A 23,402-nucleotide genomic window follows, 5' to 3' on the forward strand; every position below is an offset into this window, starting at 1 on the left:
GGCCGGGGGCACGCGGACGTCAGTCGTCGTCGCTGTGCCGCATCCGTCGACGCGCCGACAGCAGTACCACCTCGGGCCGCGACGCGACGAGCCGCTCCGCCCGGTCGAGCGTGTCGGTCACCCGCTCGGCGCCCGACGCCACCACCCCGACGCCGAGCACCGCGCGGCGGTGCAGGTCCTGCTCGGCCACCTCCGCGACGCTCGCCTCGGTGGCGCGACGCAGGTCGGCGAGGATCGGGCGGATGACGGCCCGCTTGTCCTTCAGCGAGTGCACGTCGCCGAGCAGCAGGTCGAACTCGATCCAGCCGATCCACACGGCGGCCTCCGACGGGCCGGTCCGTCAGCCCGCGGAGGGGGCGCGGCGCACCTCGATGGCGCTCATGCCGCGCAGCCCGATCCACGCGCGATCACCCGACTCAACGAGGGTCGCGAGCACGGTGTCGCAGGTGCTGCAGCGCACGACCGTCCCGGCTCCGCTGCGGTAGACCATGGCCCGTGCGAGCTCCGCGATCGAGCCGCATCCGACGCAGCGGCCGGTGGCGGTCGTCACGTCGAAGGCGAAGAACTCGGCGAGCGGACCCGCGATGGCGTTGCCGTCGACGTGCTCCATCACGTGCCTCCGTATCGTTCGGTGCGGACCGACCGGGGGTCGTGCCCGAGGCCGACCAGCCAGTCCGCCACGAGTTCGACGAATCCCGTCGACCCGCACACGTAGACCCGGGGCCGGTCGGCCGCCGGGATCACCGCGGCTTCGAGGGCCTCGCGAGTGATGCGGCCCGCGGGCGCCGGCCATCCGTCGGGCGTGCGCCGGGTGTAGACGAAGTCGAGGCGAAGCGGGGCCGAGGCGTCGGAGAGCCCTCGCAGCTCCTCGGAGAAGTAGACGTCGTCGGGCGTGCGCACCGAGTACAGGAGCCGGAACGGCGTGGGGTCGTCGGCCTCGGCGTGGGCGCTGGCCATCGCGAAGAGCGGCACGACGCCCGAGCCGCCCGCGATGAGCTGCACCGGCCGCCGGTCGCCGGTCTGCGCGGCCGGCGCCCAGACGAAGAACGCGCCGAGGGGGCCGTGCACCTCGAGCATGTCGCCGGCTCGAACGTCGTCGACGAGGTACGGCGACACCTCGCCGTCGGGCAGCTTGTCGACGGCGAGCACCACGCGGGTCGAGGATCCCGACGATGCGATCGAGTACGACCGGGTCGCGGTGTACCCGTCGGGTGCCGTGAGCCGCACGTCGAGGTGCTGGCCCGCCGCGTTGCCCGGCCACCCGTCGACGTCGAGCTCGAGGCGCGAGGCGTTGGGCGTCTCCCGATGCACCGCCGCGACCGTCGCGGCGTGCCAACCCGACCTCGGCACCGACTGGAGGGCAGCGCCGAGCGCGGTGACCTGCGACGTCGTCGCGTCGCTCACCAGTAGCGCTCTTCCTTCCACGGGTCACCGTGGATGTGGTAGCCGTTCTGCTCCCAGAATCCGGGCTCGTCCTGGTCCATCATCACGAGCCCGTGCACCCACTTCGCGCTCTTCCAGAAGTAGAGGTGGGGCACCAGGAGCCGCGCGGGGCCGCCGTGCTCGGGGTCGAGGGGCTCTCCGTCGAACTCGAACGCCACCCACGCCTTGCCGTCGAGCAGCTCGTCGAGCGGCACGTTGGTCGTGTACCCGCCGTAGCTGTGCGCCATGACGTACTCCTGCTCGGTCTCGACGTCCTCGAACAGCGTGTCGAGCGAGACGCCGCGCCAGTTCGTGCCGAGCTTCGACCAGTGCGTGACGCAGTGGATGTCGGTGTCGACGTCGTCGATCTTCAGGGCCATGAACTCGTCCCAGTTCCAGCGGTGCACGCCGGCCTCGGTGCGGATCGTGAACTCCCAGTCCGCCGTGTCGACCTCGGGCGTCGGGCCCGCCGACAGCACCGGGAAATCGCTGACCAGGGTCTGTCCGGGTGGAAGCCGCTCGTCCCGATCCCGACTGCGACCGCTGAACCCCCGCGTGATGAACGACATCGCGTCTCCTCCCGACCCGTCTCACGATAGTGACGGCGGCATCGGCTGTCACTCTGTGTCATCGATTCCGTCCGACATCCGTGCTCGCGATGCGACCGCTTAGGGTGGAGGCATGGCGGCCCTCTCGCTCGGCATGCCGGCGATCCGCCGGTCCCCGTCGGCTGCGCCCTCGATCGAGGGGCGTCCGGATGTCGCGGGGCTCGTCGATCGCTTCGGACGCGTCGCACGCGACCTGCGCGTGTCGATCACCTCGGCGTGCTCGCTGCGCTGCACGTACTGCATGCCCGCGGAGGGCCTGCCGGTGATCCCGCGCGACGAGCTGCTCTCGGCCGACGAGATCGCCCGGCTCGTCGGCATCGCGGTGCGCGACCTCGGCGTGCACGAGGTGCGGTTCACGGGTGGCGAGCCGCTGACCCGCCCCGACCTCGTGGAGATCATCGCGTTGAGCGCCGCCGCCGCGCCCGGCACGCCGCTCGCGCTCACGACGAACGGCATCGGGCTCGACCGGAAGGCGCAGGCCCTCGCCGACGCGGGCCTCTCCCGCGTCAACGTGTCGCTCGACACGCTCGACCGCGAGCACTTCACCCGGCTGACCCGCCGTGATCGGCTGCCGCGCGTGCTCGACGGCATCGCCGCAGCGCATCGCGCGGGTCTCGGCCCGCTCAAGGTCAACGCGGTCGCCATGCGCGAGACCCTGCACGACGCGCCCGCCCTGCTCGCCTGGGCCATCGACCACGGCTGCCGCCTGCGATTCATCGAGCAGATGCCGCTCGACGCCGACGAGCAGTGGAAGCGCGACAACATGGTCGACGCCGACGAGCTGCTCGAGGTGCTCGGCGAGCGCTTCGTGCTCGAGCCCGTGGGACGCGACGACCCGTCGGCGCCCGCCGAGGAATGGCTCGTCGACGGCGGCCCGGCCACCGTGGGCATCATCGCCTCGGTGACCCGCTCGTTCTGCGCCGCGTGCGACCGCACCCGCCTCACCGCCGAGGGGTCCGTCCGCTCGTGCCTCTTCGGCGACGACGAGACCGATCTGCGGGGGATGCTCCGGGGCGGGGCGGATGACGCGACCATCGCCGACCGCTGGCGCGCCGCGATGTGGGGCAAGCAGGCGGGCCACGGCATCGACGCCGCCGACTTCGTACGCCCGGTGCGATCCATGGGCGGGATCGGCGGCTGACGTGGCATCCGTGACCGTCCGCTACTTCGCCGCCGCCGCGGAGGCGGCCGGCGTCGAGGAGGAGACCCTCCCCGCCGACGACGCCGGCACGACGGTCGGCGAGCTGCGCGACCTGCTCGTCGACCGCTACGGCGCGGCGATGGAACGGGTCGTGGCGAACGGCTCGTTCCTCGTCGACGGCGTGGTGCGGCGCGACGGCGCGGCCCCGCTCGGCGCGAGCGTCGACGTGCTGCCGCCGTTCGCGGGCGGCTGAACCGCGCGCACCCCCTCGCGGCGTCATTGCCGCCGAGGTACCGTGCGCGCATGGGCAAGGTCATCGCAAACGCATCCATGTCGCTCGACGGGTTCATCGCGTTCGAGGACGACGACATCGGCGACCTCTTCGAGTGGTACGACAACGGCGACGTCGAGATCGTGAACGAGGGCGAGCTCCCGCCGTTCCACGTCACGCGGCAGAGCGCCGACTACTGGAACTCGTGGGTCGGCTCGCTCGGCGTGCTCGTGGTGGGCCGGGAGTTGTTCGACGTCACCGACGGGTGGCACGGGCGGCATCCGATCGGCACGCCGATCGTGGTGCTCACGCACGAGCCGCCACGCGACTGGTCGTACCCGGGTTCGGAGGACTTCACCTTCGTGACCGAGGGCATCGCCGCGGCGATCGCGACGGCGAAGGAGATCGCGGGCGACCGCGACGTCGGACTCGCAGCCGGCACCATCGCCGGGCAGGCGCTCGACGCCGGCCTGGTCGACGAGGTGGCCATCGACCTCGTGCCGGTCGTGATGGGCTCCGGGAAGCGCTACTTCGGCGATGCGGGCCCGGCGCGACTCGGCGATCCGACGGCCATCGTGCAGGGCCGGCGCGTGCTGCACCTCCGGTACCCGGTCGAGCGCGGCTGATCGGACACGGTGCCATTCGGCAGGGCGTGCCCTCCGGTCCGTCGGTCCGCGCTTCCAGTGGCGTGCGGGTCGACCAGTGCTCCGCGAAACCGGGTGGCGAAGTGGCGAAGTGGCGAAGTGGCGAAGTGGCGAAGTGGCGAAGTGGTGGCGATTTCCGGAGCGGGACCCTCGCCGGGCGGGCGCCGCCGTCGCCGACGACGCGTCGCCGTCGACCCGAGTCAGGACTTGCGGTGCCAGGTCGCGCCTGCGCCGTGGATGCACAGTCGGGCACGCCGGGTCAGAGGTTGACCCACTCCGTCGCGCCGCCCTCGAGGTGCTGTCGCTTCCAGATCGGCGTTCGCTCCTTGATGCGGTCCACGAGCAGCGCGCACGCCGCGAACGCCGCGGCGCGATGCGGGGCGGCGACGGATGCCACGAGCGCGACGTCGCCGATGGCGAGCGTTCCGACGCGGTGCGCGGCGGCGACGCGCAGTCCGGTCTCGCGGGCGACCTCGGCGCACGTCTCGCGCAGGAACCGCTCGGCCTCGGGGTGCGCCTCGTAGTCGAGCGCCGTGACGGATGCCCCGTGGTCGTGGTCGCGGATGACGCCCTCGAACGTCACGAGCGCGCCGTCCTGCGAGGTCTGCACGAAGGCCTCGATCGCGGACCGGTCGAGCGGCTCGGCGGTCACGAGCGCGAGGATCTCGGGCTCAGGCATCCGCGCCGCCGTCCTGTCGTTGCGAGTCGCGGGGGGCGTGGTCGCCCCCGGCGACCTGGTCAAGCAGGTGCGGGAGCAGCTCGTCGAGCACGCGGAGCCCGTCACCGACTCCGCCGCGTGAGCCCGGGAGGTTCACGACGATCGTGCGTCCGGCGACGCCCGCGAGCGCGCGGCTGAGGGCCGCAGTCGGCGTCGCGGCGCGCCCGGCGGAGCGGATCGCCTCCGCGACCCCGGGCAGCTCCTGGTCGAGCACGGCGAGCGTCGCCTCGGGCGTGCGGTCGCCCGGGTTGACCCCGGTTCCGCCGGTGGTGAGGAGCACGGACGGCGAGCCGGCGACGGCGCGCCGGACGGCGTCGGCCACGTCGACGTCGGGGACCACGACCGGCTCGTCGACGTCGAAGCCGCGCTCGCGAAGCCAGTCGACGATGACGGGTCCGGTGGTGTCCTCGGCGGTGCCCGCCGCCGCGCGCGTCGAGACGACGAGCACGGTGGCCGAGCCGGGGTGGTGGGCGGGATCCACGGGGTCGGGCGAGGCATCCGCTCGCCAGTGGCCGCGCTTGCCACCGCGCTTCTCGACGAGCCGGATGCCGCCGAGCTGCGCCGCCGGGTCGACGGCCTTCACCATGTCGTGCAACGTGAGTCCGGCGATGGCGACGGCCGTGAGCGCCTCCATCTCGACGCCCGTGCGCGCCGTGGTCGACGCCGTCGCGCGAATCGTGACGGCCCGCTCCTCGAACCCGAAGTCGATCGACACCGCGTCGAGCGGCACGATGTGCGCGAGCGGGATGAGCTCGCTCGTCTTCTTGGCCCCGGAGATGCCGGCGATGCGTGCGGTGGGCAGCACGTCGGCCTTCTTCAGCCCGTCGCTGCGCACGAGCGCGACGACCTCGGCCGTCGTTTCGAGGCGACCCTCGGCGATCGCGACGCGGCGCGTGACGGGCTTCGCGCCGACGTCGACCATGCGCGCACGGCCGTCGTCGTCGAGGTGGGTGAGCGAGGTCATAGGAACACGGTATCGACCAGGGCCCCGGCGTCGAGCGACGTGACGTCCTCGGGCACGACGATGAGCAGCTCGGATGCCGCGAGCGCCGCCACGAGGTGCGACCCCGGGCCGCCCACCACCTCCACGCGGCCGTCGGCGTCGGCCCGTCGGCCGCGCAGGAACTGCCGCTTGCCCGGCACGGACGCGAGGGGCTCGGCGAGCACCAGTCGCTCGGTGCGGGCGGGCGGCAGGCCGGCGATGGCGCGGAGCGTCGGTGCGACGAAGAGCTCGAAGGAGAGCTGGGCGCTGACGGGGTTGCCGGGGAATCCGATCACGGGCATGCCCCGGTACGCACCGGTCGCCTGCGGTCCGCCCGGCTGCATGGCCACGCTGCCGACCCACCCGCCCAGCGGCTCGAGCAGTTCGCGTACGACCTCGTAGGCCCCCATCGAGACGCCGCCGCTCGTCAGCATCAGCTCGGCGTCGGCGTCGCGCGCGGCATCCAGCTCGTGGCGGAGTCGGCCGACCTCGTCCCGCACGCGGGCCTCGTGCACCACCACGGCGCCCGCCGCCCGCACGGCCGCGGCGAGCGCGACGCCGTTCGCATCGGGGATCTCGCCCGGACCGAGCTCGGCACCGGGCGCCACGAGCTCGCTGCCCGTGCTCACGACCGCGACGCGCACCCGCTCGCGCACGAGCAGCGTGGTGAGCCCGGATGCCGCGGCAGCGGCGAGGTGGCGCGACGCGAGCCGCAGCCCGGGCGGGAGCACGTCGGCGCCCGCGGCCAGGTCGGAGCCGGCCTCCCGCACGTACTCGCCGGCGGCACGGGAACGCAGCACGCGCACGTGCGCGGCGCCGTCCCCGCCCGCGGCGGAGCCGTCGGGCTCGGTGTCCTCGACGGGCACGATCGCGTCGGCCCCCGTCGGCACCTGTGCGCCGGTCATGATGCGCACGGTCGTTCCCGGCTCGAGCGGAGGCGGCGCACCGGCCGCCGCGGCGACCTCGCCGACGACCGGCAGCGACACCGGGGCATCCGCCACGTCGGCCGCGCGCACCGCGAACCCGTCCATCTGCGAGTTTCGGAACGGCGGCAGGGCGATCGGCGACTCCACCGGCGACGCGGTGATGCGCCCGAGCGCGTCGGGGAGCGCGACCCGCTCGGTCGGTCGGGCGCCGAGCCCCGCGAGCAGGGAGCGCACGAACGCCGAGTGCTCGCCGACCGGGATGCGGCCCGTCATCAGTACCGCACCACCGTCGCGTCGACGATGCGCGACCACGCGTCGATGCCGCCGGTCAGGTTCCGCACGCGAGCGAAGCCCTCGCCGGAGAGCAGCCGAGCGGCGTACTCCGAGCGCACCCCGAGATGGCAGTACACGACGACGGATGCCGCGGGGTCGAGCTCACCGACCCGGTCGCCGAGCTCTCCGAGCGGAATGAGGGTGGATCCGGCGATGGCGGCGATGGCGGCCTCCCAGGGTTCGCGGACGTCGAGCAGCACCGGGGGTGAACCGGAGCCGAGCTCGTCGGACAGGGTGGCGGCATCGACCGTGCCGGTGGCCGCCGGCTCGGACGCGGGCGGCGCCGCCGCGGGGCGGGGTGCGACATCCGCTGCCCGCCGGTAGGCGATCTCGCGGGTCCGGCCCGATAGCGCGTCGTAGACCACGACGCGACCGAGGAGCGGCTCGCCGACGCCGGTGAGCACCTTCAGCGCTTCGCCGGCCATCATGCCGCCGGTCACGGTGCACACGGTGGGCAGGATGCCGTCGACCTCGCAGCTGAGCCCTGCATCCGCCGGCGGCTCGGGGAACAGATCGCGGTACGAGACGCCGCGCGCCTCCCACGAGACGCCGACCTGCCCCGAGAACTTCGCCGCGGAGCCCCACACGAGGGGAACGCCCGCGCGTGCGGCCGCGTCGTCGGCGACGTAGCGGGTGAGGACGTCGTCGGTTCCGTCGACCACGAGGTCGGCGTCGGCGAGCAGCTCGTCGGCGTTGCCCTCGTCGAAGCGATGCGGCACGGCGACGACGGTCGTCTCGGGCGACAGGGCGGTGGCGGCATCCGCTGCCGAGTCGACCTTGCGCCGGCCGACGTCGGCCTGCGAGTGGAGCGTCTGGCGGTGCAGGTTGGTCGCCTCGACCCGATCGTCGTCGACGACGGTGACCCGGCCCACACCCGCGGCGACCAGCGCCGGCACCACCGCGCTGCCGAGGCCGCCGGCGCCGAGCACCACCACGTGCGCGTCGGCGAGGCGCTGCTGCCCGCCGACGCCCCAGCCGGGCAGCACGCGCTGCCGGGCGTACCGGGGCGAGTCGGGCTGGATCGCATCCACGCTCCGATTCTCGCAGGCGCGGGCAGGGAACGCCGCTGCCGCCCGAAGGCCGTCGCGCGCCCTCGGGCGAGCGGACGGCCGAGGCGCCAATCCGCGCCGCCGCCCGTGACGAACCACCCCTGCGAGTCGCGACCGGCACTCGCGGAGGCGGAGGCGGCGGCATGGCGACCACGACGGGTCCGAGGCGGATGTGGTGGTGGGCCGCATTCTCGGGTGTCGTGAGCGCCGCGGCCTTCCTCGCCACGGCCGAACTCCTCGCGCTGCTCGTCGCGCGCGACGGCAGTCCGATCCTCGCGGTCGGCGCCTTCGTCATCGACATCGTGCCGCAGCCCTTCAAGGAGTTCGCGATCGCCACGTTCGGCGAGTACGACAAGGTCGCGCTGCTCGTGGGCCTCGCACTCGCCGTCGTCGTCGCTGCGTCGATCTCGGGGATCCTGGAGTACGTTCGTCCCCCGCTCGGCGTCATCGCCCTGGGCGTGGCGGGCGCCCTGTCGGTGGCCGCGATCCTCACCCGGGCCGGCGCGACGCCGCTCGCGTGGGTCCCGCCGGTCGTCGGCACCGTGGTCGGCGCCGTGGTGCTCACGTTGCTCGCCAGACGGCTGCGCGCGTGGCGAGCCGACCTCGCACGGCCCGACGTCGAGCGGGCGGCGGTCGACCGGCGCGCCTTCCTCCGCATCGCGGGCGTCGCCGCGGCATCCGCCGTGCTCGTCGGGATCGGCTCGCGCGTGGCGACGGCGACCTCGTCGTCGATCGCGGCGATCCGCCGGACCCTGAGGCTGCCCGCGGCGCGGTCGACCGTGACGGTTCCCGAGGGCGCCGAACTCGACATCCCGGGGATCTCGCCCCTCTTCACGTCGAATCGCGACTTCTACCGCGTCGACACCGCCCTCACCGTCCCCGAGATCGACCCGTCGGGCTGGCGCCTCGTCGTCGACGGCATGGTCGACCGCCGGGTCGAGCTGGGCTTCGACGACCTCGTCGGCATAGGCCTCGACGAGTACGCGATCACGCTCACCTGCGTGTCGAACGAGGTCGGCGGCGACCTGCTCGGCACGGCGAAGTGGCTCGGCGTGCCCGTGCGCGACGTGCTGCGCATGGCGGGCCCGGCGCCGGGGGCCGACATGGTGCTCTCCCGGAGCATCGACGGCTTCACGGCGTCGACGCCGCTCGAGTCGCTGACCGACGACGACCTCGACGCCATCCTCGCCGTCGGCATGAACGGGGAACCGCTGCCGCTCGAGCACGGGTTCCCGGTGCGGATGGTCGTGCCGGGCCTCTACGGTTACGTGTCCGCCACCAAGTGGCTGACCGAGCTGACGGTGACGACCTTCGCGGCCGACGAGGGGTACTGGACGCCCCGCGGCTACAGCGCCAGGGCACCGATCAAGCTCTCCTCGCGGATCGACACGCCCCGCGCCGGCACGCCGATCGCCGCCGGTCGCACGGTCCTCGCCGGAGTCGCCTGGGCGCAGCCCGTCGGCGTCGACCGGGTCGAGGTGCGGGTCGACGACGGCGCGTGGCAGCCGGCCACGCTCTCCACGCCGATCAACGGCAGCACGTGGGTGCAGTGGTTCCTCGAGTGGGAGGCCCCCGTCGGCACCCACTACGTCACCGTGCGCGCGACCGACGCGGACGGCACCCTCCAGGCGCAGGAGCGTGCCCCGATCGCTCCCGACGGCTCGACCGGGTGGCAGCGCATCCTGCTCAGCGTCACCGCGTGAATCCCTGCGGCGGCGAGAGTGCCATTTCGCCGTGTACGCGGCTAGGATCGAGGAATCGACCCGTATTCGAGGAGCGTCACCATGACCGAGTTCCGTGTCAGCGAGGCCGCCGCCCTTCTCGGCGTGAGCGACGACACCGTGCGCCGGTGGGGCGAGCACGGCCGCCTCGCGCTCCGTCGGGGTGCGAACGGCATGCAGGTCGTGGACGGCGGGGAACTGGTGCCGCTGATGGCGGAGCTCGCCTCGGGCGGTGCGCTCGCCGAGGCGTTCCCGCTCGCGCGGGCCTCCGCGCGCAATCGCTTCGTCGGGCTCGTCACGCGCGTCCAGCGCGACGGCGTCATGGCGCAGGTCGACCTGCAGGCGGGTCCGTTCCGCATCGTCTCGCTGATGAGCCGCGAGGCCGCCGACGAGCTCGGGCTGCAGCCCGGCATGCTCGCCGCGGCGAGCGCCAAGGCCACGAATGTCACGATCGAGCTGCCAGCGGGAGCCGATCGATGAGGCGGATGCCGCCAGCCACCGCACCCACTGCCACGCGCACCCCTCGCCGGCACCTCGCTGTCGCCGCCGGCATCCTCGCGTTCGCCACCGCGTCCGCGCTCACCGGGTGCGCCTCGACCGGAGCCTCCTCCGCCGCGTCGTCGACGGGCCGCGCGGATGTCGCACCCACGACGGTCACCGTCTTCGCCGCCGCCTCCCTCACCGAGGCGTTCGACACCCTCGCCGCGCAGTTCGAGGCGGAGCATCCGAACGTCGACGTCGTGCTGAGCTACGGCGGAAGCGCCGCGCTCGCCCAGCAGGTCGTGGAGGGCGCCCCGGTCGACGTGTTCGCCTCGGCCGCCGAACCCCCGATGCAGGCCGTCGCCGACGCCGGCCTCGCCGTCGATCCGGTGGTCTTCGCCACGAACACGCTCGAGCTGGCGGTTCCCGCGGGCAACCCGGCCGGCATCACCGGCCTCGACGACCTCGCGAACCCCGACCTGCGGATCGCGCTCTGCGACCCGTCGGTGCCCTGCGGCGCGGCATCCGCCGAACTGCTCGCTCGGCAGGGCGTCGGCGCGGCGCCCGACACGCTCGAGTCCGACGTGAAGGCCGTGCTCACCAAGGTCTCGCTCGGCGAGGTCGACGCGGCGCTGGTCTACCGCACCGACGTGCCGGCGGCCGGCGGCGAGGTCGAGGGCATCGAGGTGCCCGGCGCGGCATCCGTCGTGAACCGCTACCCGATCGCGGCGCTGTCCGAGGCCGACGATGCAGCTGCGGCCGACGACTTCGTGGCCTTCGTCACCGGCCCCACGGGGCGCGAGGTGCTCGCCGACGCGGGATTCGGGGCACCCTAGGTGGCCGAGCCGACGACCCGTGCTCCGGCGACCCGCGCACCGGCGGCACGGCGCACGATGGCCGGGCGACTGTCCTGGCCGGTCGCGGTCGCGGCCGGCATTGCGCTCGCCGTGCTCGTGCTGCCCCCGGCCGCCCTCGTCCTGCGCGCGCCCTGGGCCGACCTGCCCGAGCTGCTCGCGCGCGAGTCGGTGATCCAGGCACTCGTGCTGTCGTTCGCCACGGCCACCCTCGCCACCGCGATCTGCCTCGTCCTCGGCGTGCCGCTCGCCGCCCTGCTCGCGCGCGCCGCCGACTGGCCGACGCTCCCCCGCCGCGTGCTGCGCGCCGCGGTCACGGTGCCCCTGGTGCTGCCGCCGGTCGTCGGCGGCATCGCGATGCTGCTGCTGCTCGGCCGCCGGGGACCGATCGGGCGCCTGCTCGAGGAGTGGTTCGGCGTCACGGTGCCGTTCACGACCGGCGCCGTGGTGCTCGCGCAGGTGTTCGTGTCGCTGCCGTTCCTCGTCTTCGCCGTCGAGGGGGCGCTGCGGTCGGCCGACCGGCGCACCGAGCTCGCGGCCGCGACGCTCGGCGCATCGCGGTGGCAGGTGTTCCGGTTCGTGACCCTGCCGCTCGTGGCGCCCGGGGTCGCTGCCGGCGCGGTGCTGTGCTTCACCCGCGCGCTCGGCGAGTTCGGCGCCACCATCACCTTCGCCGGATCCCTGCCCGGCGTCACGCGCACCCTGCCGATCGCGAGCTACCTCGCGATGCAGTCCGACCCCGACGAGGCGATCGCGCTCGCCCTCCTCCTCCTCGCGGTGTCGGTGATCGTGCTGCTGGGCCTCCGCGACCGATGGCTTCCGGGAGTGCGCGCATGACGGATGCCGCCGCCCGCCCCGACGCGGCAGGCCCGCGCCCGGCGCTGCATGCCGACGTCGTCGTCAGTCGCGGCGACCTCGAGATCGCCGCTGCGTTCGACGTGGTGCCGCGGCATCCGCTCGCCGTCATCGGACCCAACGGCGCCGGCAAGTCGAGCGTGCTCTCGGCGATCGCCGGCCTCGTGCCGCTCGAGTCGGGGCGCGTGCGCATCGGCACCCGCACGCTCGACGGGCTGCCACCCGAACGGCGGCGCATCGGCCTCGTGTTCCAGGACTACGTGCTGTTCCCGCACCTCACGGTGCGCGACAACGTCGCGTTCGCGACGCGCATGCGGGGCGGCCGGACGGCGGCACGCGCCGCGGCGGATCCGTGGCTCGAGCGGTACGGGCTCGCGCCGCTCGCCGGTCGCTACCCCGCCGAGCTGTCGGGCGGCCAGGCGCAGCGGGTCGCACTCGCCCGTGCGCTCGCGGCCGAGCCCGAGGTGCTGCTGCTCGACGAGCCGATGTCGGCGCTCGACGTCGAGGTGCGGGCCGAGATGCGCACGGAGCTCGCCACCCACGTGCGCGAGTTCGGCGGCGCGACGGTGCTCGTCACGCACAGCCCGGCGGATGCCGCGGCGCTCGCCGACTCGGTCCTGGTGCTCGAGGCGGGGCGGGTGACGCAGCGCGGCACGCTCGACGAGCTGCGGGCGGCACCGGCGACGCCCTACGTGGAGCGGATGCTCGCGGCATCCGCCGACTGAACCTCAGCGGGGCGTGTCGAAGCGGGTCTCGACGGGTTCGGCCTCGACCGCCTCCGGCCAACTCGCGACATCGAATCGGAACTCCGCGACGGCGCACGTCGGCATGTGCTCGATCGTGCCCGACAGCGCGAACGCGAGGTCGGACATGCCCGGGTCGTGGGCGACGACCATGGCCGTGCCGATCGCATCGTCGAACTCGCGCACGACGCCGAGGATGTCCTCGGGGGAGGCGCCGTAGAGGCGCTCGTCGAGGTCGAGGCGGTCGGGGGCGAGCCCCAGCGCGTCGGCCATGAGCTCGGCCGTGGTGCGCGCCCGAACGGCCGTGCTCGACCGGATCACGTCGGGCTCCAGACCGCGCTCGGCGAGCCGTCGACCCATCTCGGGGGCGTCGCGCAGGCCGCGGTCGGCGAGGGGCCGGTCGTGGTCGTCGAGGCCCGGCTCGTCCCAGGCGGACTTGGCGTGTCGCACGAGCACGAGGGTCTTCATGCGCCGAGTCTGCCACCCTGCGCATCGCGCCGCGAGGTCACCCTATGTCGCGCGGGCGGCCAGTCCTGCCGCGAGTTCCAGCACGCAGAGCGCGGCCAGCCGCACGGTGCGTCCATCGGGGGCATCGGTCGTCGCGTCGATCTCGACGAGGTCGGCGCTGCGCACCCGGGCATCGGATGCCGCCGCGCGCACGAGCGCGCGCAGCTCCCAGGCCGCGAGCCCACCGGGCACCGAGGCGGGGCAGGCGGGAGCGACCGAGCGGTCGCAGGCGTCGACGTCGACGTCGAGGTGCACGGGACCGCCGGCGGCGCCCGCGATCTCGAGCGCCTCGACCATCACCTCGGCGGGGTTCCGGCCGTGCAGCTCGTCGCGGTGGACGACCGTGATGCCGAGCTCGGCCGCTCTGCGCGCGTAGGAAGCGGAGTTCGCGAAGTCGGCGATGCCGACCTGCACGATACGGCGCGGATCGAGGCCGGCCTCGACGAGGCGGCGCACGGGCGAGCCGTTCGAGACCCCGTCGCGCAGGTCGTAGTGGGCGTCGATCGTCACGAGCCCGGCGGTGCCGAGGTCGTCGCCCCAGGCGCCGAGCGCCGTGGCCACGGTCACCGAGTTGTCGCCGCCGAGCGCGACGAGCAGCCCGGCACGCTCGAGCGCCGCCGCGACCGTCGCGATCGTGGCGGCCTCGCCGTCGGGGCCGTCGGGCTCGTGGATGTCACCGGCATCGGCGAACCGGAGAGCGCCGAGGTCGCCGGCGCCGCCGGCGCCGGCTGCCGAGCGGTTCGGCATCAGCGCCGGGCTGTACCGCCGCAGGGCCTCGCGGACCGCGCCGGGCGTCGCATGCGCGTTCGTCGGCGACAGCGACGTGCGCCACGCGGGCACGCCGAGCAGCACGAGATCCACGGCCTCGCCGGGATCGAGGTCGGCGAGCGCGGGCCAGCCGCCCGCCCGCGGCCAGAGGGGATCGTGCGAGAGCGTCGCCATGCCACGACGGTAGCAATGACGGATGCCGCGGGCCGAGGCATCCGTCGCCCGCCGTGTCTGCGATCCCGGACGAACTCGGCAACGGGCCGCGCCGCATGAGGCACGGCGGTGCGAGCGAGCGTGCGCCGACGTCAGCCGCGCAGCTCGGCCAGCAGTTCGCGCTCCTTCCCGGGCGTCAGCCCGGCGCCGCGCTCCCGGTCGAGGCCCTCGGCGCGCTCCCACTCGAGCGTCTCGGCGAGCAGCTGCTCGAGTGGCCGCAGGCGCAGGCCGGCGGCCTTCGCCGCGGCGTTCGACCGGTCGAGGAACGCGTTCCAGTCGGGGTCGATGATCCACAGCGGCAGCGAATCAGGGCCCGACCACTCGGCCACGCCCTGTTCCGCGAGCCATTCCGGCGCCACCGCGACGACCTCGCCCTCGTGGCCGGCCACCGCGCGCGACGCCTCGAGCCACTCGGCGAACGTGATGCGGTCGCCGACGGCGTTGAAGGCCCCGGTGCGTCGCTGCTCGATCGCGTCGAGCGTGAACCGCACGAGGTCGTCGACGTGGATCGCCTGCACCGCCGAGTCGAGGATGTCGGGGACGAGCATGGGTCCGTCGTCGCGCGCCGCGCGGGCGACCCAGTAGCCGCCCCGGCCCGAGGGATCGCCGGGGCCGGCGATGAGGCCCGGCCGGATGACGAGCAGCCGCTCGCCGAGGGCCTCGCGGTAGGCGAGCTCGATCGCGGACTTCGCCTCGCCGTACGTGTCGGGCGTCGACTCGTCGGACTCCAGGGGCGGCATGAGCTCGGCGGACTCGTCGGCGCCGGGCTGGTCCTGGGCCGCGTACACGTTGCCCGACGAGATGAACGTCCAGTGCCCGGCGCGCGGGCCGAGGTCCATGGCGGCGCGACGTGCGAAGCCGGGCTGGCGTGTGACGTCGATCACCGCGTCCCAGTCGCGCCCGCTCACCTCGTCGTACGCACCGGGCTGCGAACGATCGGCGACGACGAGTTCGGCGCCGTCGGCCACCCCGCCGGCCTCGCCGCGGGCGAGGCAGGTCACGCGATGTCCGCGCGCCACCGCCTCCGTCGCGAGGGTGCGTCCGAGCCATTGCGTTCCGCCGAGGATGAGCAGGTCCATGCCGTCATCACAGCACGGCGGGGATGCCGGGGGCCACGGGTGTTCTCCGAGCGCGAACCCGCTTGCCCTCGGTGGTGCGCGACCTGCGCCCGCCGGCGCATGCGGCATCTCGGGCTCTCGTCGCTCCCCGGTGCGCCACTTCGCCGCCGACTGCGCCAGTCCAACGGGCGCAGCGGGCTCGGAACTGGCGCAGTGGATCCGAGCGGGGGAGTCCGGGAATGGAATCGGGGTCGTCGTCGTTGTCGAAAATACCCCTCGGGGGTATGCTGCGGAGGCGAAGCACATGGAGGAAGATCGATGAACATGACGCGCGACGACCACGGGCACGAGGAGCATGACGCGATGGCCGGTGCCGAGCTTGCAGGGCACGAGGCGCACGCCGGCAACGGAGCGATGGCCGGGGCTGACCACGCCGGGCACGAGGCGCACGCGGGCCACGCCGGGCACGATGCGCACGCGGGCCACGATGCGCACGCCGGCCACGACATGCACGCCGGCCACGATGCGCACGCCGACCACGACATGCACGCCGACCACGACGCCCACGACCTGCACACCGGCCACGACGCGCACGCCGACCACGAGGCGCACGCCGGCCACGACGCGCACGCCGGCCACGACCTGCACACCGACCATGACGCGCACGTCGGCCACGACCTGCACGCCGACCACGACGCGCACGCCGGCCACGACATGCACGCCGACCACGCCGACCACGGCGGCGGCCACGGCGGGCACGGCGACCACGTCGGCCAGTTCCGCCGCCTGTTCTGGATCATGCTCGTCATCGCGATCCCGACGATCCTGTTCAGCCCGATGTTCGCGGACATCCTCGGCTACTCGCTGCCCGACAACGCCCTGGTCCCCTGGGTCTCCCCCGTGCTCGGCACCGTCATGTACTTCTGGGGCGGGCGCCCGTTCCTCACGGGCGCCTGGTCGGAGCTGAAGGCGCGCACGCCCGGCATGATGCTGCTGATCGGCCTCGCGATCACGGTCGCCTACTTCGCGTCGCTCGGCGCGAGCCTCGGCCTGCTCGACCACCACCTCGACTTCTGGTGGGAGCTCGCGCTGCTGATCGTCATCATGCTCCTCGGCCACTGGATCGAGATGCGCTCGATCATGCAGGCCTCCTCGGCGCTCGACGCGCTGGCGGCGCTGCTGCCCGACGAGGCCGAGCGCGTGACGGATGCCGCGGACGGCTCGACCACGACCGAGACCGTCGCCCCGTCCGACCTGCGGGTCGGCGACGTCGTGATCGTGCGTCCGGGCGGCCGCGTGCCGGCCGACGGCGACGTGGTCGACGGCACCGCCGCGATGGACGAGTCCATGATCACCGGCGAGTCCACGACGGTGAGCCGCGGCCCGGGCGAGCATGTCGTCGCAGGCACGGTCGCGACCGACACCGCCATCCGCGTTCGCGTCTCTGCGGTCGGCGACGACACCGCACTCGCCGGCATCCAGCGTCTCGTGGCCCGGGCGCAGGCGTCGAGCTCGCGCGCCCAGCGCCTCGCCGACCGCGCGGCCGGCTGGCTGTTCTGGTTCGCCCTCGGCGCGGCCGTGATCACCGCCATCGCGTGGACCCTGCTCGGCAATCCCGACGACGCGGTCGTGCGCACCATCACCGTGCTGGTGATCGCCTGCCCCCACGCCCTGGGCCTCGCCATCCCGCTCGTGGTCTCGATCGCGACCGAGCGCGCGGCGCGCGGCGGCGTGCTCGTCACCGACCGCCTCGCGCTCGAGACGATGCGCACGGTCGGCGCGGTGCTGTTCGACAAGACCGGCACGCTCACCAAGGGCGAGCCCGCCGTGACGGATGCCGCGGCCGCACCCGGCTGGAACCCCGACCAGGTCATGGCGCTGGCCGCCGCGGCCGAGGGCGACTCCGAGCACCCGTTGGCGAAGGCGATCGTCGCGGATGCCGCACGCCGCGGCCTGCTCGTCCCGTCCGCGTCGGGCTTCACCGCGTCCGCCGCGATCGGCGTGCACGCGACGGTCGACGGGCGCAGCGTGCAGGTCGGCGGCCCCGGACTGCTCACCCGCGAGGGGGGGTCGCCGATGGCGGCATCCGCCGGCTGGGCAGAGCGCGGCCAGACCGTGCTGCACGTGCTCGTCGACGGCGAGGTGGCCGGCTCGATCGCGCTGGCCGACGAGGTGCGCCCCGAGTCGAGGGAGGCCGTCGACGCGCTGCACGCGCTCGGGGTGCAGGTCGTGATGATCACCGGCGACGCGGAGCCGGTGGCCCGCACGGTCGCGTCGCGCCTCGGCATCGACCGCGTCTACGCGGGGGTGCGCCCCGAGGACAAGGCAGCGAAGGTGCAGGAGCTGCAGGCCGAGGGCCTCAGCGTCGCGATGGTCGGCGACGGCGTGAACGACGCCCCGGCGCTCGCGCAGGCCGACGTCGGCATCGCCATCGGCGCGGGGACGGATGTCGCGATCGCCTCGGCCGGGGTCATCCTGGCGTCATCCGACCCCCGCTCGGTGATCTCGGTCATCGAACTGTCGCGGGCGAGCTACCGCAAGATGCAGCAGAACCTCTGGTGGGCCGCCGGGTACAACCTCATCTCGGTGCCGCTCGCCGCGGGCGTGCTCGCGCCGATCGGGTTCGTGATGCCGATGTCGGTCGGCGCGATCCTGATGAGCCTCTCGACGGTGATCGTGGCCGCGAACGCGCAGCTGCTGCGCCGGCTCGACCTGCGCCCCGAGGCGTCCACCCGGGCGGTGCTGCAGCGGTCGGGCGGCGCCGTGGGCAGCGAGGCGACGCGGCCGGCCACCGTCCCGGCCTGATCCGCCCGACCTGATCCGCCCGACGCCATCGGTTGTGCCGACGTCGTCGGGTCAGGTCGGCCACGGCAGCACGAGCGCCGCGGCGGATGCCCCGGCATCGACGCCCCCCTCGGGGACGACGAGCACGGCATCCGCCGCGGCGAGGCCGCGCAGCATCGCGGCGCCGGCGTGCGCGGTCGGCGTCGCGACGCCGTCGCGCACCGCGACCGGGATCAGCCGCGTGGTCCCCCGGCGACCCTCCACGGGGGTCTCGACCGCCACGGTCGTCGCGCGGACGTCACGACCCGTCCACGCCGCGAGCAGCGGGCCGCCGACCGCCAGCAGGCCGAGCACCGCGGCGAGTGGATTGCCCGGCAGCCCGAGGACGAGCCGGTCGGGCGTGCGTGCGAGGAACGTGGGCCCGCCCGGCCGCATCGCGACCGACGGCACGAGGACCTCCGCGCCGAGCCGGCTCACCGCGTCGCGCACCTGGTCCGCGTGCGAGCCCCCGGTGCCGCCGGTCGTGACGACGAGGTCGACCGGGTCGTCGCCGACCGCGATCCGCGTCGCCTCGGTGTCGTCGCCCACGCGGTGGATGGCCACGACGTCGGCGCCCAGGGCGTCGAGGATGGCCGGCAGGGCGATGCGGAAGCTGTCCCGCACCATGCCCGGCGCCGGAACCCCGGCCTCCACCACCTCGTCGCCGGTGAGCACGAGCGCCACCCGGGGACGCCGCCGCACGAACAGGCGGTCGGCGCCGGCTGCGGCCGCGAGCGCCACGCGGGGCGGGGTCAGCAGCGCGCCGGCGTGCAGCACGGGCTCGCCCGCCGCGGCCTCGGTACCGGCCGGCCGGATGTGGCGGCGCCCGTCGACGTCGCGACGGCCCGTCTCGCCGACGGCCCACAGCCGGTCGGCGATCACGCGGCCCGCCTCCGCGCGGAGGACCGCCTCGGCGCCCGTCGGCACGAGACCACCGGTGACGATGACCGCGGCCTCGCCCGGTCCGAGCGCATGGCGGGCGACGAGGTCCCACGGCGCCTCGCCGCGCACCGCCCACCCGTCCATCGCCGACGACGCGTAGTGCGGCAACGGGATCGGCGTCGGCAGGTCCTCGGCGAGCACGCGGCCGATCGCGAGGTCGAGGGGAACGACCTCGACCACCGGAGCGGGCGCCGCGGCGGCGGCGCGGGACCGGGCGTCGTGCCAGTCGAGCCCGCTGCTCACGGGGCGGCGAGCCGGCGGACGCGATCGAGCGCGTCCCGGGCGGCGGACTCGGCATCCGCGCCGCCAGCGACGGCGAGCCCGGCGGCGTACCCGGCCAGGTAGGTGGTGATCGGCGCCGCGGGCCGCATCACCGCGTGCGCCGCGACGCCGGCGACCCCGAGCACCTGCTCGATGTCGAGCGGTGCATCGACGATACCCAGCTCCGCCCGCACCCGGTCGGCCCAGTCCGCCAGCAGGCGGTCGAACTGCTCGTCGGAGACGCTCATGGTCCCTCTCCTCCCGTCGCGCCGACCGCATCCGCGTCGGCCCAGGTGTCCACGTCCATCGTCGCAGCCGGCGGCACCACGACGTCGGTGATCCGCAGCGGCTCGAGCAGCCGGCGCATCGAGACGCCGTCGAGGGAGCCGACCGCGTCGATCGCGCGATCGAGGGCCGCACGGCGGATCACGCAGGTCAGGTGCTGGGCCCGGCCCTCCGCATCCACGGCACGGGCGCCGTCGTGGTCGGCCGCGTCTGCGAGCGCCGCCAGGAGGAGCGGCACCGCCGCGGCCACGAACGGCTGGTCGCCCGCGAGCAGCAGCACGGCGTCCGCGTCATCCGCCAGCTCGTGGACCCCGGCGGCGACGGCCGCGGCCGGTCCGCCGAACGGCGGCTCCTCGCGCACCACGCGGACCTCGGGCGGCAGCACGGACGCGCCCGCCTCTCCGACGACGATGCGTCGGCGCGCGACCTCGGCCGCGGCCACGACCCGCTCCAGCAGGGTGCGGCCGTCGACCCGCAGGTCGCCCTTCGCGGCGCCGCCCAGGCGCGTCGCACGACCGCCCATCAGGATCACCGCGTCCACCACCAGCACGGCTTCACTGTAGATCGCCCTGCCGGGAGTGCGACGTCGCAGCGGCGGAGACCCGCGTTCGCAGCCGATGCGGCGCCGTCCATGATAGGCAGGAGCCATGGGCAGGATCACGGCGAGGACGCGGGTGACGCGGATCACGGTCGGCGGCCGCACGTCTCGCCGCGAGGACCTCCTCGCGGTGGAGGAGCCGCTGGAGATCCGGGTCGGCGGCGCGCCACTGGTCGTGACGATGCGCACGCCCGGCCACGACATCGACCTCGCCATCGGATTCCTCGTCTCCGAGGGGGTGATCGTGCGCGGCGACCAGGTCGCGGCCGCCATCCACTGCGCCGGGCCCGACGGGGAGAACACCTACAACGTGCTCGACCTCACGCTCGTCCCGGGCGTTCCTGCACCGGATGCCTCGATCCAGCGCAACTCGTACATGACGAGCTCGTGCGGCGTCTGCGGCAAGGCCAGCATCGACGCCGTGCGCACCCGGACCGCCTACCCGATCGACGACGACCTCCACGTCGATCCGGCGCTGCTCGTCACGTTCCCCGACCGGCTCCGCGCGGGGCAGGAGGTGTTCGAGAGGACCGGAGGGCTGCACGCCGCCGCCCTCTTCGACGGCAGCACCGGCGAGATGCTCGTCCTCCGCGAGGACGTCGGACGCCACAACGCGGTCGACAAGGTGATCGGCTGGGCCGCACGCGAGTCGCTCCTCCCGCTGCGCGGAACCGTGCTGCAGGTGTCGGGTCGCGCGAGCTTCGAGCTGACGCAGAAGGCGACGATGAGCGGCATCCCGATGCTGGCCGCCGTCTCCGCGCCGTCATCCCTCGCCGTCGAGCACGCGAAGGACGCCGGCCTCACGCTCGTCGGCTTCCTCCGCGGCGACTCGATGGTGGTCTACGCCGGCGCGGCGCGCATCCCCGAGACCGTCGACGAATCCGTGGAGCAGCACTGACGTGACCGAACCGACGATCGAGCCCTACCCCGACCTCGAAGTGCATCCCGGCAAGCAGTGGGCCGTCGGCGTGCCCGGCATCCTGCACTCGATGGAGCCGGCGCTGCGGCGGTTGGGCCCCGCGCGCGCGGCACGCCTCGCGCTCGCCATCAACCAGCAGGACGGCTTCGACTGCATGAGCTGCGCCTGGCCCGATCCCGGCCACCGCAACGTGCTCGAGTTCTGCGAGAACGGCATGAAGGCCACGACCTGGGAGGCCACCCCGATCACGGTGCCGCGGTCGTTCTGGGCGGAGCACTCGCTGACCTCGCTCCTCGATCGGACCGAGTACTGGCTCGGCCAGCAGGGTCGGCTCACCGAGCCGGTCGTCAAGCGGGCCGGCTCCGACCACTACGAGCCGATCACGTGGGACGACGCGTTCCGCCTGGTCGCCGAGCGCCTGAACGCCCTCGACTCGCCCGACCGGGCCGCGTTCTACACGAGCGGGCGCACCTCGAACGAGGCGGCGTTCCTGTACCAGCTGTTCGTGCGCGCGTTCGGCACCAACAACCTGCCCGACTGCTCGAACATGTGCCACGAGTCGACCGGCACCGCGCTCAACGCGACCATCGGCGTCGGCAAGTCCACGGTCGCGTACGACGACTTCGCGAAGGCCGACCTCGTCATCGTGATGGGCCAGAATCCCGGCACGAACCATCCCCGCATGCTGACCGCCCTCGAGGAGGCGAAGCGCAACGGCGGTCGGATCGTCTCGGTGAACGTGCTGCCCGAGGCGGGCCTCATCCGGTACAAGAACCCGCAGAAGCTGCGGGGCATCGTCGGCAGGGGCACCGAGATCGCCGACCGCTTCCTCCAGATCCGCGCCGGCGGCGACATGGCCCTCCTCCAGGCCGTGTCGAGGCGCGTGCTCGACGCCGAGGATGCCGCGCCGGGCTCCGTGCTCGACCACGACTTCCTCGCCGAGAAGACGATCGGCCTCGACGCGTTCCGCGCCCACCTCGCCGACCTGGACGAGGCGGCCGTGCTCGCGGCCACCGGACTCGCCCGGGAGGAGATCGACGACCTCGCGGCCGAGTACCTCGCCGCCGACCGGGTGATCATCACCTGGGCCATGGGCCTGACGCAGCAGAAGAAGGCCGTGGCGACGATCAAGGAGATCGTCAACCTGCTGCTGCTGCGCGGCAACATCGGCAAGCCGGGCGCGGGCGCGTCGCCCATCCGCGGGCACAGCAACGTGCAGGGCGACCGCACGATGGGCATCTGGGAGCGGATGCCCGAGCGGTTCCTCGACGCGCTCGAGCGTGAGTTCCGCTTCCCGGTGCCGCGGATACCCGGCGCCGATTCACTGCAGACCGTCCGCGGGCTGCGGGACGGCGAGATCGACGTGTTCCTCGCCATGGGCGGCAACTTCGTCGGCGCCATCTCCGACACGACGGTCGCCGAAGCCGCGATGCGCGGCGCGAAGCTCACGGTGCAGGTGTCGACGAAGCTCAACAGGTCCCACGTCGTCACCGGCGAGGAGGCCCTGATCCTCCCGACCCTCGGCCGCACCGAGATCGACCTGCAGCAGGGGCATCCGCAATTCGTGTCGGTCGAGGACAGCGTGTGCGCGGTGCATGCGAGCCACGGCGCGATCCCACCGGTCGCACCGGCGTTGCTCTCCGAGGTGGCGATCGTGTGCCGGCTCGCCATGGCGACCCTCGCCGGGCGCCACGACATCCCCTGGCAGGCGTTCGAGGACGACTACGACGTCATCCGCGATCGGATCGCGCGGGTCGTGCCGGGCTTCGAGTCGTTCAACGAGGACGTGCGGCGAAAGGACGGCTTCGTCCTGCCGAACGGGCCACGCGACCAGCGCCGGTTCGACACCCCGACCGGCAGGGCGGTCATCACCGTCAACGAGCTGGAGCACCTCGAGCGCCCGGCGGGCCGCCTCATCCTGCAGACGCTCCGCTCGCACGACCAGTTCAACACGACGATCTACAGCCTCGACGACCGGTACCGGGGCATCAGGAAGGGCCGCGACGTCGTGTTCGTGCATCCCGACGACCTCGCGGAGCTGGGCCTGGTCGACGGGCAGCGCGTCGACGTGCACGGCGAGTGGCCGGGGCAGCCCGACCGCGTGCTTCCCAACCAGCGGCTCGTCGCCTACCCGACGGCGCGCGGCTGCGCGGCCGCCTACTTCCCCGAGGCGAACGTGCTCGTGCCGCTCGAGAGCGCGGCGGAGGAGAGCAACACGCCGGTCTCGAAGGCCGTCATCGTGCGTCTCGTGCCGCGCGCGGCATCCTGAACCGGGCTCGGC

25 protein-coding genes are annotated in these 23,402 nt (G+C 74.0%); 11 read left to right on the forward strand and 14 right to left on the reverse strand.

Features of this window, described 5'->3' with window-relative positions; translation table 11 throughout:
* Window positions 1-19 precede the first annotated feature (19 nt).
* From EV187_RS15275 to EV187_RS15290, 4 genes are read right to left on the reverse strand one after another with little or no spacing between them, the layout of a single operon-like run.
* Window positions 20-316 (reverse strand): DUF503 domain-containing protein, encoded by a 297-nt coding sequence (locus EV187_RS15275; protein ID WP_130353892.1) that lies wholly within the window; start codon window positions 314-316, stop codon window positions 20-22.
* Window positions 317-340: 24 nt separating this feature from the next.
* The gene (locus EV187_RS15280) at window positions 341-610 is read right to left on the reverse strand and encodes a DUF6510 family protein (RefSeq protein ID WP_242609625.1); all 270 of its coding nucleotides are present in this window, start codon (window positions 608-610) and stop codon (window positions 341-343) included.
* Window positions 610-1,404: an FAD-binding oxidoreductase gene (locus EV187_RS15285; RefSeq protein WP_341272761.1), complete on the reverse strand. Its 795-nt coding sequence runs from the start codon at window positions 1,402-1,404 to the stop codon at window positions 610-612. The genes EV187_RS15280 and EV187_RS15285 overlap by 1 nt, the downstream gene beginning before the upstream one ends.
* On the reverse strand, window positions 1,401-1,991 hold the full coding sequence (locus tag EV187_RS15290; RefSeq protein WP_130353894.1) for a sulfite oxidase-like oxidoreductase: 591 nt from the start codon (window positions 1,989-1,991) through the stop codon (window positions 1,401-1,403). The genes EV187_RS15285 and EV187_RS15290 overlap by 4 nt, the downstream gene beginning before the upstream one ends.
* A gap of 112 nt (window positions 1,992-2,103) precedes the next feature.
* Between EV187_RS15290 and moaA the strand changes: the two genes are divergently transcribed.
* From moaA to EV187_RS15305, 3 genes are read left to right on the forward strand one after another with little or no spacing between them, the layout of a single operon-like run.
* On the forward strand, window positions 2,104-3,171 hold the full coding sequence (gene moaA / locus EV187_RS15295) for a GTP 3',8-cyclase MoaA (protein WP_130353895.1): 1,068 nt from the start codon (window positions 2,104-2,106) through the stop codon (window positions 3,169-3,171).
* Between the two features lies 1 nt (window position 3,172).
* On the forward strand, window positions 3,173-3,424 hold the full coding sequence (locus tag EV187_RS15300) for a MoaD/ThiS family protein (protein ID WP_130353896.1): 252 nt from the start codon (window positions 3,173-3,175) through the stop codon (window positions 3,422-3,424).
* Window positions 3,425-3,474: 50 nt separating this feature from the next.
* The gene (locus tag EV187_RS15305) at window positions 3,475-4,068 is read left to right on the forward strand and encodes a dihydrofolate reductase family protein (RefSeq protein WP_130353897.1); all 594 of its coding nucleotides are present in this window, start codon (window positions 3,475-3,477) and stop codon (window positions 4,066-4,068) included.
* A 277-nt stretch (window positions 4,069-4,345) separates the two neighbouring features.
* On the opposite strand, the gene EV187_RS15310 is transcribed toward EV187_RS15305, so the two are convergent.
* From EV187_RS15310 to EV187_RS15325, 4 genes are read right to left on the reverse strand one after another with little or no spacing between them, the layout of a single operon-like run.
* Window positions 4,346-4,765: a molybdenum cofactor biosynthesis protein MoaE gene (locus tag EV187_RS15310; protein WP_130353898.1), complete on the reverse strand. Its 420-nt coding sequence runs from the start codon at window positions 4,763-4,765 to the stop codon at window positions 4,346-4,348.
* On the reverse strand, window positions 4,758-5,768 hold the full coding sequence (gene moaCB, locus EV187_RS15315) for a bifunctional molybdenum cofactor biosynthesis protein MoaC/MoaB (RefSeq protein WP_130353899.1): 1,011 nt from the start codon (window positions 5,766-5,768) through the stop codon (window positions 4,758-4,760). Before moaCB ends, EV187_RS15310 begins: the two co-directional genes overlap by 8 nt.
* Entirely contained in the window at window positions 5,765-6,985 is a 1,221-nt protein-coding gene (locus tag EV187_RS15320; RefSeq protein ID WP_130353900.1) for a molybdopterin molybdotransferase MoeA, read from the reverse strand. The genes moaCB and EV187_RS15320 overlap by 4 nt, the downstream gene beginning before the upstream one ends.
* On the reverse strand, window positions 6,985-8,076 hold the full coding sequence (locus tag EV187_RS15325; RefSeq protein ID WP_165391224.1) for a HesA/MoeB/ThiF family protein: 1,092 nt from the start codon (window positions 8,074-8,076) through the stop codon (window positions 6,985-6,987). Before EV187_RS15325 ends, EV187_RS15320 begins: the two co-directional genes overlap by 1 nt.
* A gap of 161 nt (window positions 8,077-8,237) precedes the next feature.
* Between EV187_RS15325 and EV187_RS15330 the strand changes: the two genes are divergently transcribed.
* The 5 genes from EV187_RS15330 (at window position 8,238) to EV187_RS15350 (ending at window position 12,729) form a co-directional block, all read left to right on the forward strand.
* On the forward strand, window positions 8,238-9,797 hold the full coding sequence (locus EV187_RS15330; RefSeq protein WP_130353902.1) for a molybdopterin-dependent oxidoreductase: 1,560 nt from the start codon (window positions 8,238-8,240) through the stop codon (window positions 9,795-9,797).
* A gap of 81 nt (window positions 9,798-9,878) precedes the next feature.
* Entirely contained in the window at window positions 9,879-10,295 is a 417-nt protein-coding gene (locus tag EV187_RS15335) for a TOBE domain-containing protein (protein WP_130353903.1), read from the forward strand.
* Between the two features lie 5 nt (window positions 10,296-10,300).
* Window positions 10,301-11,131: a molybdate ABC transporter substrate-binding protein gene (gene modA / locus EV187_RS15340; RefSeq protein WP_130353904.1), complete on the forward strand. Its 831-nt coding sequence runs from the start codon at window positions 10,301-10,303 to the stop codon at window positions 11,129-11,131.
* A complete protein-coding gene (locus EV187_RS15345) occupies window positions 11,132-11,986 on the forward strand; it encodes an ABC transporter permease (RefSeq protein WP_341272762.1) in 855 nt (284 codons plus the stop codon).
* A complete protein-coding gene (locus EV187_RS15350) occupies window positions 11,983-12,729 on the forward strand; it encodes a sulfate/molybdate ABC transporter ATP-binding protein (protein WP_165391225.1) in 747 nt (248 codons plus the stop codon). Before EV187_RS15345 ends, EV187_RS15350 begins: the two co-directional genes overlap by 4 nt.
* Window positions 12,730-12,732: 3 nt before the next feature.
* Here the strand turns inward: EV187_RS15350 and EV187_RS15355 are convergent, their stop codons facing one another.
* The 3 genes from EV187_RS15355 to EV187_RS15365 all read right to left on the reverse strand — a co-directional run bounded on the left by EV187_RS15355 (window position 12,733) and on the right by EV187_RS15365 (window position 15,314).
* Window positions 12,733-13,215, reverse strand: coding sequence for a SixA phosphatase family protein (locus EV187_RS15355; protein ID WP_130353906.1), 483 nt, complete (start codon window positions 13,213-13,215; stop codon window positions 12,733-12,735).
* A gap of 42 nt (window positions 13,216-13,257) precedes the next feature.
* Window positions 13,258-14,196, reverse strand: coding sequence for an arginase family protein (locus EV187_RS15360; protein ID WP_130353907.1), 939 nt, complete (start codon window positions 14,194-14,196; stop codon window positions 13,258-13,260).
* 131 nt (window positions 14,197-14,327) lie between these two features.
* Entirely contained in the window at window positions 14,328-15,314 is a 987-nt protein-coding gene (locus tag EV187_RS15365) for an NAD-dependent epimerase/dehydratase family protein (RefSeq protein ID WP_130353908.1), read from the reverse strand.
* A 522-nt stretch (window positions 15,315-15,836) separates the two neighbouring features.
* On the opposite strand from EV187_RS15365, the gene EV187_RS15370 reads away from it, so the two are divergent.
* Window positions 15,837-18,098 (forward strand): copper-translocating P-type ATPase, encoded by a 2,262-nt coding sequence (locus EV187_RS15370; RefSeq protein WP_130354109.1) that lies wholly within the window; start codon window positions 15,837-15,839, stop codon window positions 18,096-18,098.
* Between the two features lie 51 nt (window positions 18,099-18,149).
* Here EV187_RS15370 and EV187_RS15375 read toward each other — a convergent pair whose 3' ends face one another.
* Genes EV187_RS15375 through mobA form a run of 3 tightly spaced genes read right to left on the reverse strand, consistent with a single transcriptional unit; the run spans window position 18,150 to window position 20,154 of the window.
* Entirely contained in the window at window positions 18,150-19,301 is a 1,152-nt protein-coding gene (locus EV187_RS15375; protein WP_130353909.1) for a molybdopterin molybdotransferase MoeA, read from the reverse strand.
* Entirely contained in the window at window positions 19,298-19,567 is a 270-nt protein-coding gene (locus tag EV187_RS15380; RefSeq protein WP_130353910.1) for a DUF6457 domain-containing protein, read from the reverse strand. Before EV187_RS15380 ends, EV187_RS15375 begins: the two co-directional genes overlap by 4 nt.
* Entirely contained in the window at window positions 19,564-20,154 is a 591-nt protein-coding gene (gene mobA / locus EV187_RS15385) for a molybdenum cofactor guanylyltransferase (protein ID WP_242609626.1), read from the reverse strand. The genes EV187_RS15380 and mobA overlap by 4 nt, the downstream gene beginning before the upstream one ends.
* Before the next feature lie 97 nt (window positions 20,155-20,251).
* Between mobA and fdhD the strand changes: the two genes are divergently transcribed.
* Window positions 20,252-21,100: a formate dehydrogenase accessory sulfurtransferase FdhD gene (fdhD, locus tag EV187_RS15390; protein WP_130353911.1), complete on the forward strand. Its 849-nt coding sequence runs from the start codon at window positions 20,252-20,254 to the stop codon at window positions 21,098-21,100.
* Window position 21,101: 1 nt separating this feature from the next.
* The gene (locus EV187_RS15395) at window positions 21,102-23,390 is read left to right on the forward strand and encodes an FdhF/YdeP family oxidoreductase (RefSeq protein WP_130353912.1); all 2,289 of its coding nucleotides are present in this window, start codon (window positions 21,102-21,104) and stop codon (window positions 23,388-23,390) included.
* Window positions 23,391-23,402: the final 12 nt, after the last annotated feature.

This window comes from Agromyces ramosus, from assembly GCF_004216665.1.
In the GTDB taxonomy this organism is placed as follows: domain Bacteria; phylum Actinomycetota; class Actinomycetes; order Actinomycetales; family Microbacteriaceae; genus Agromyces; species Agromyces ramosus.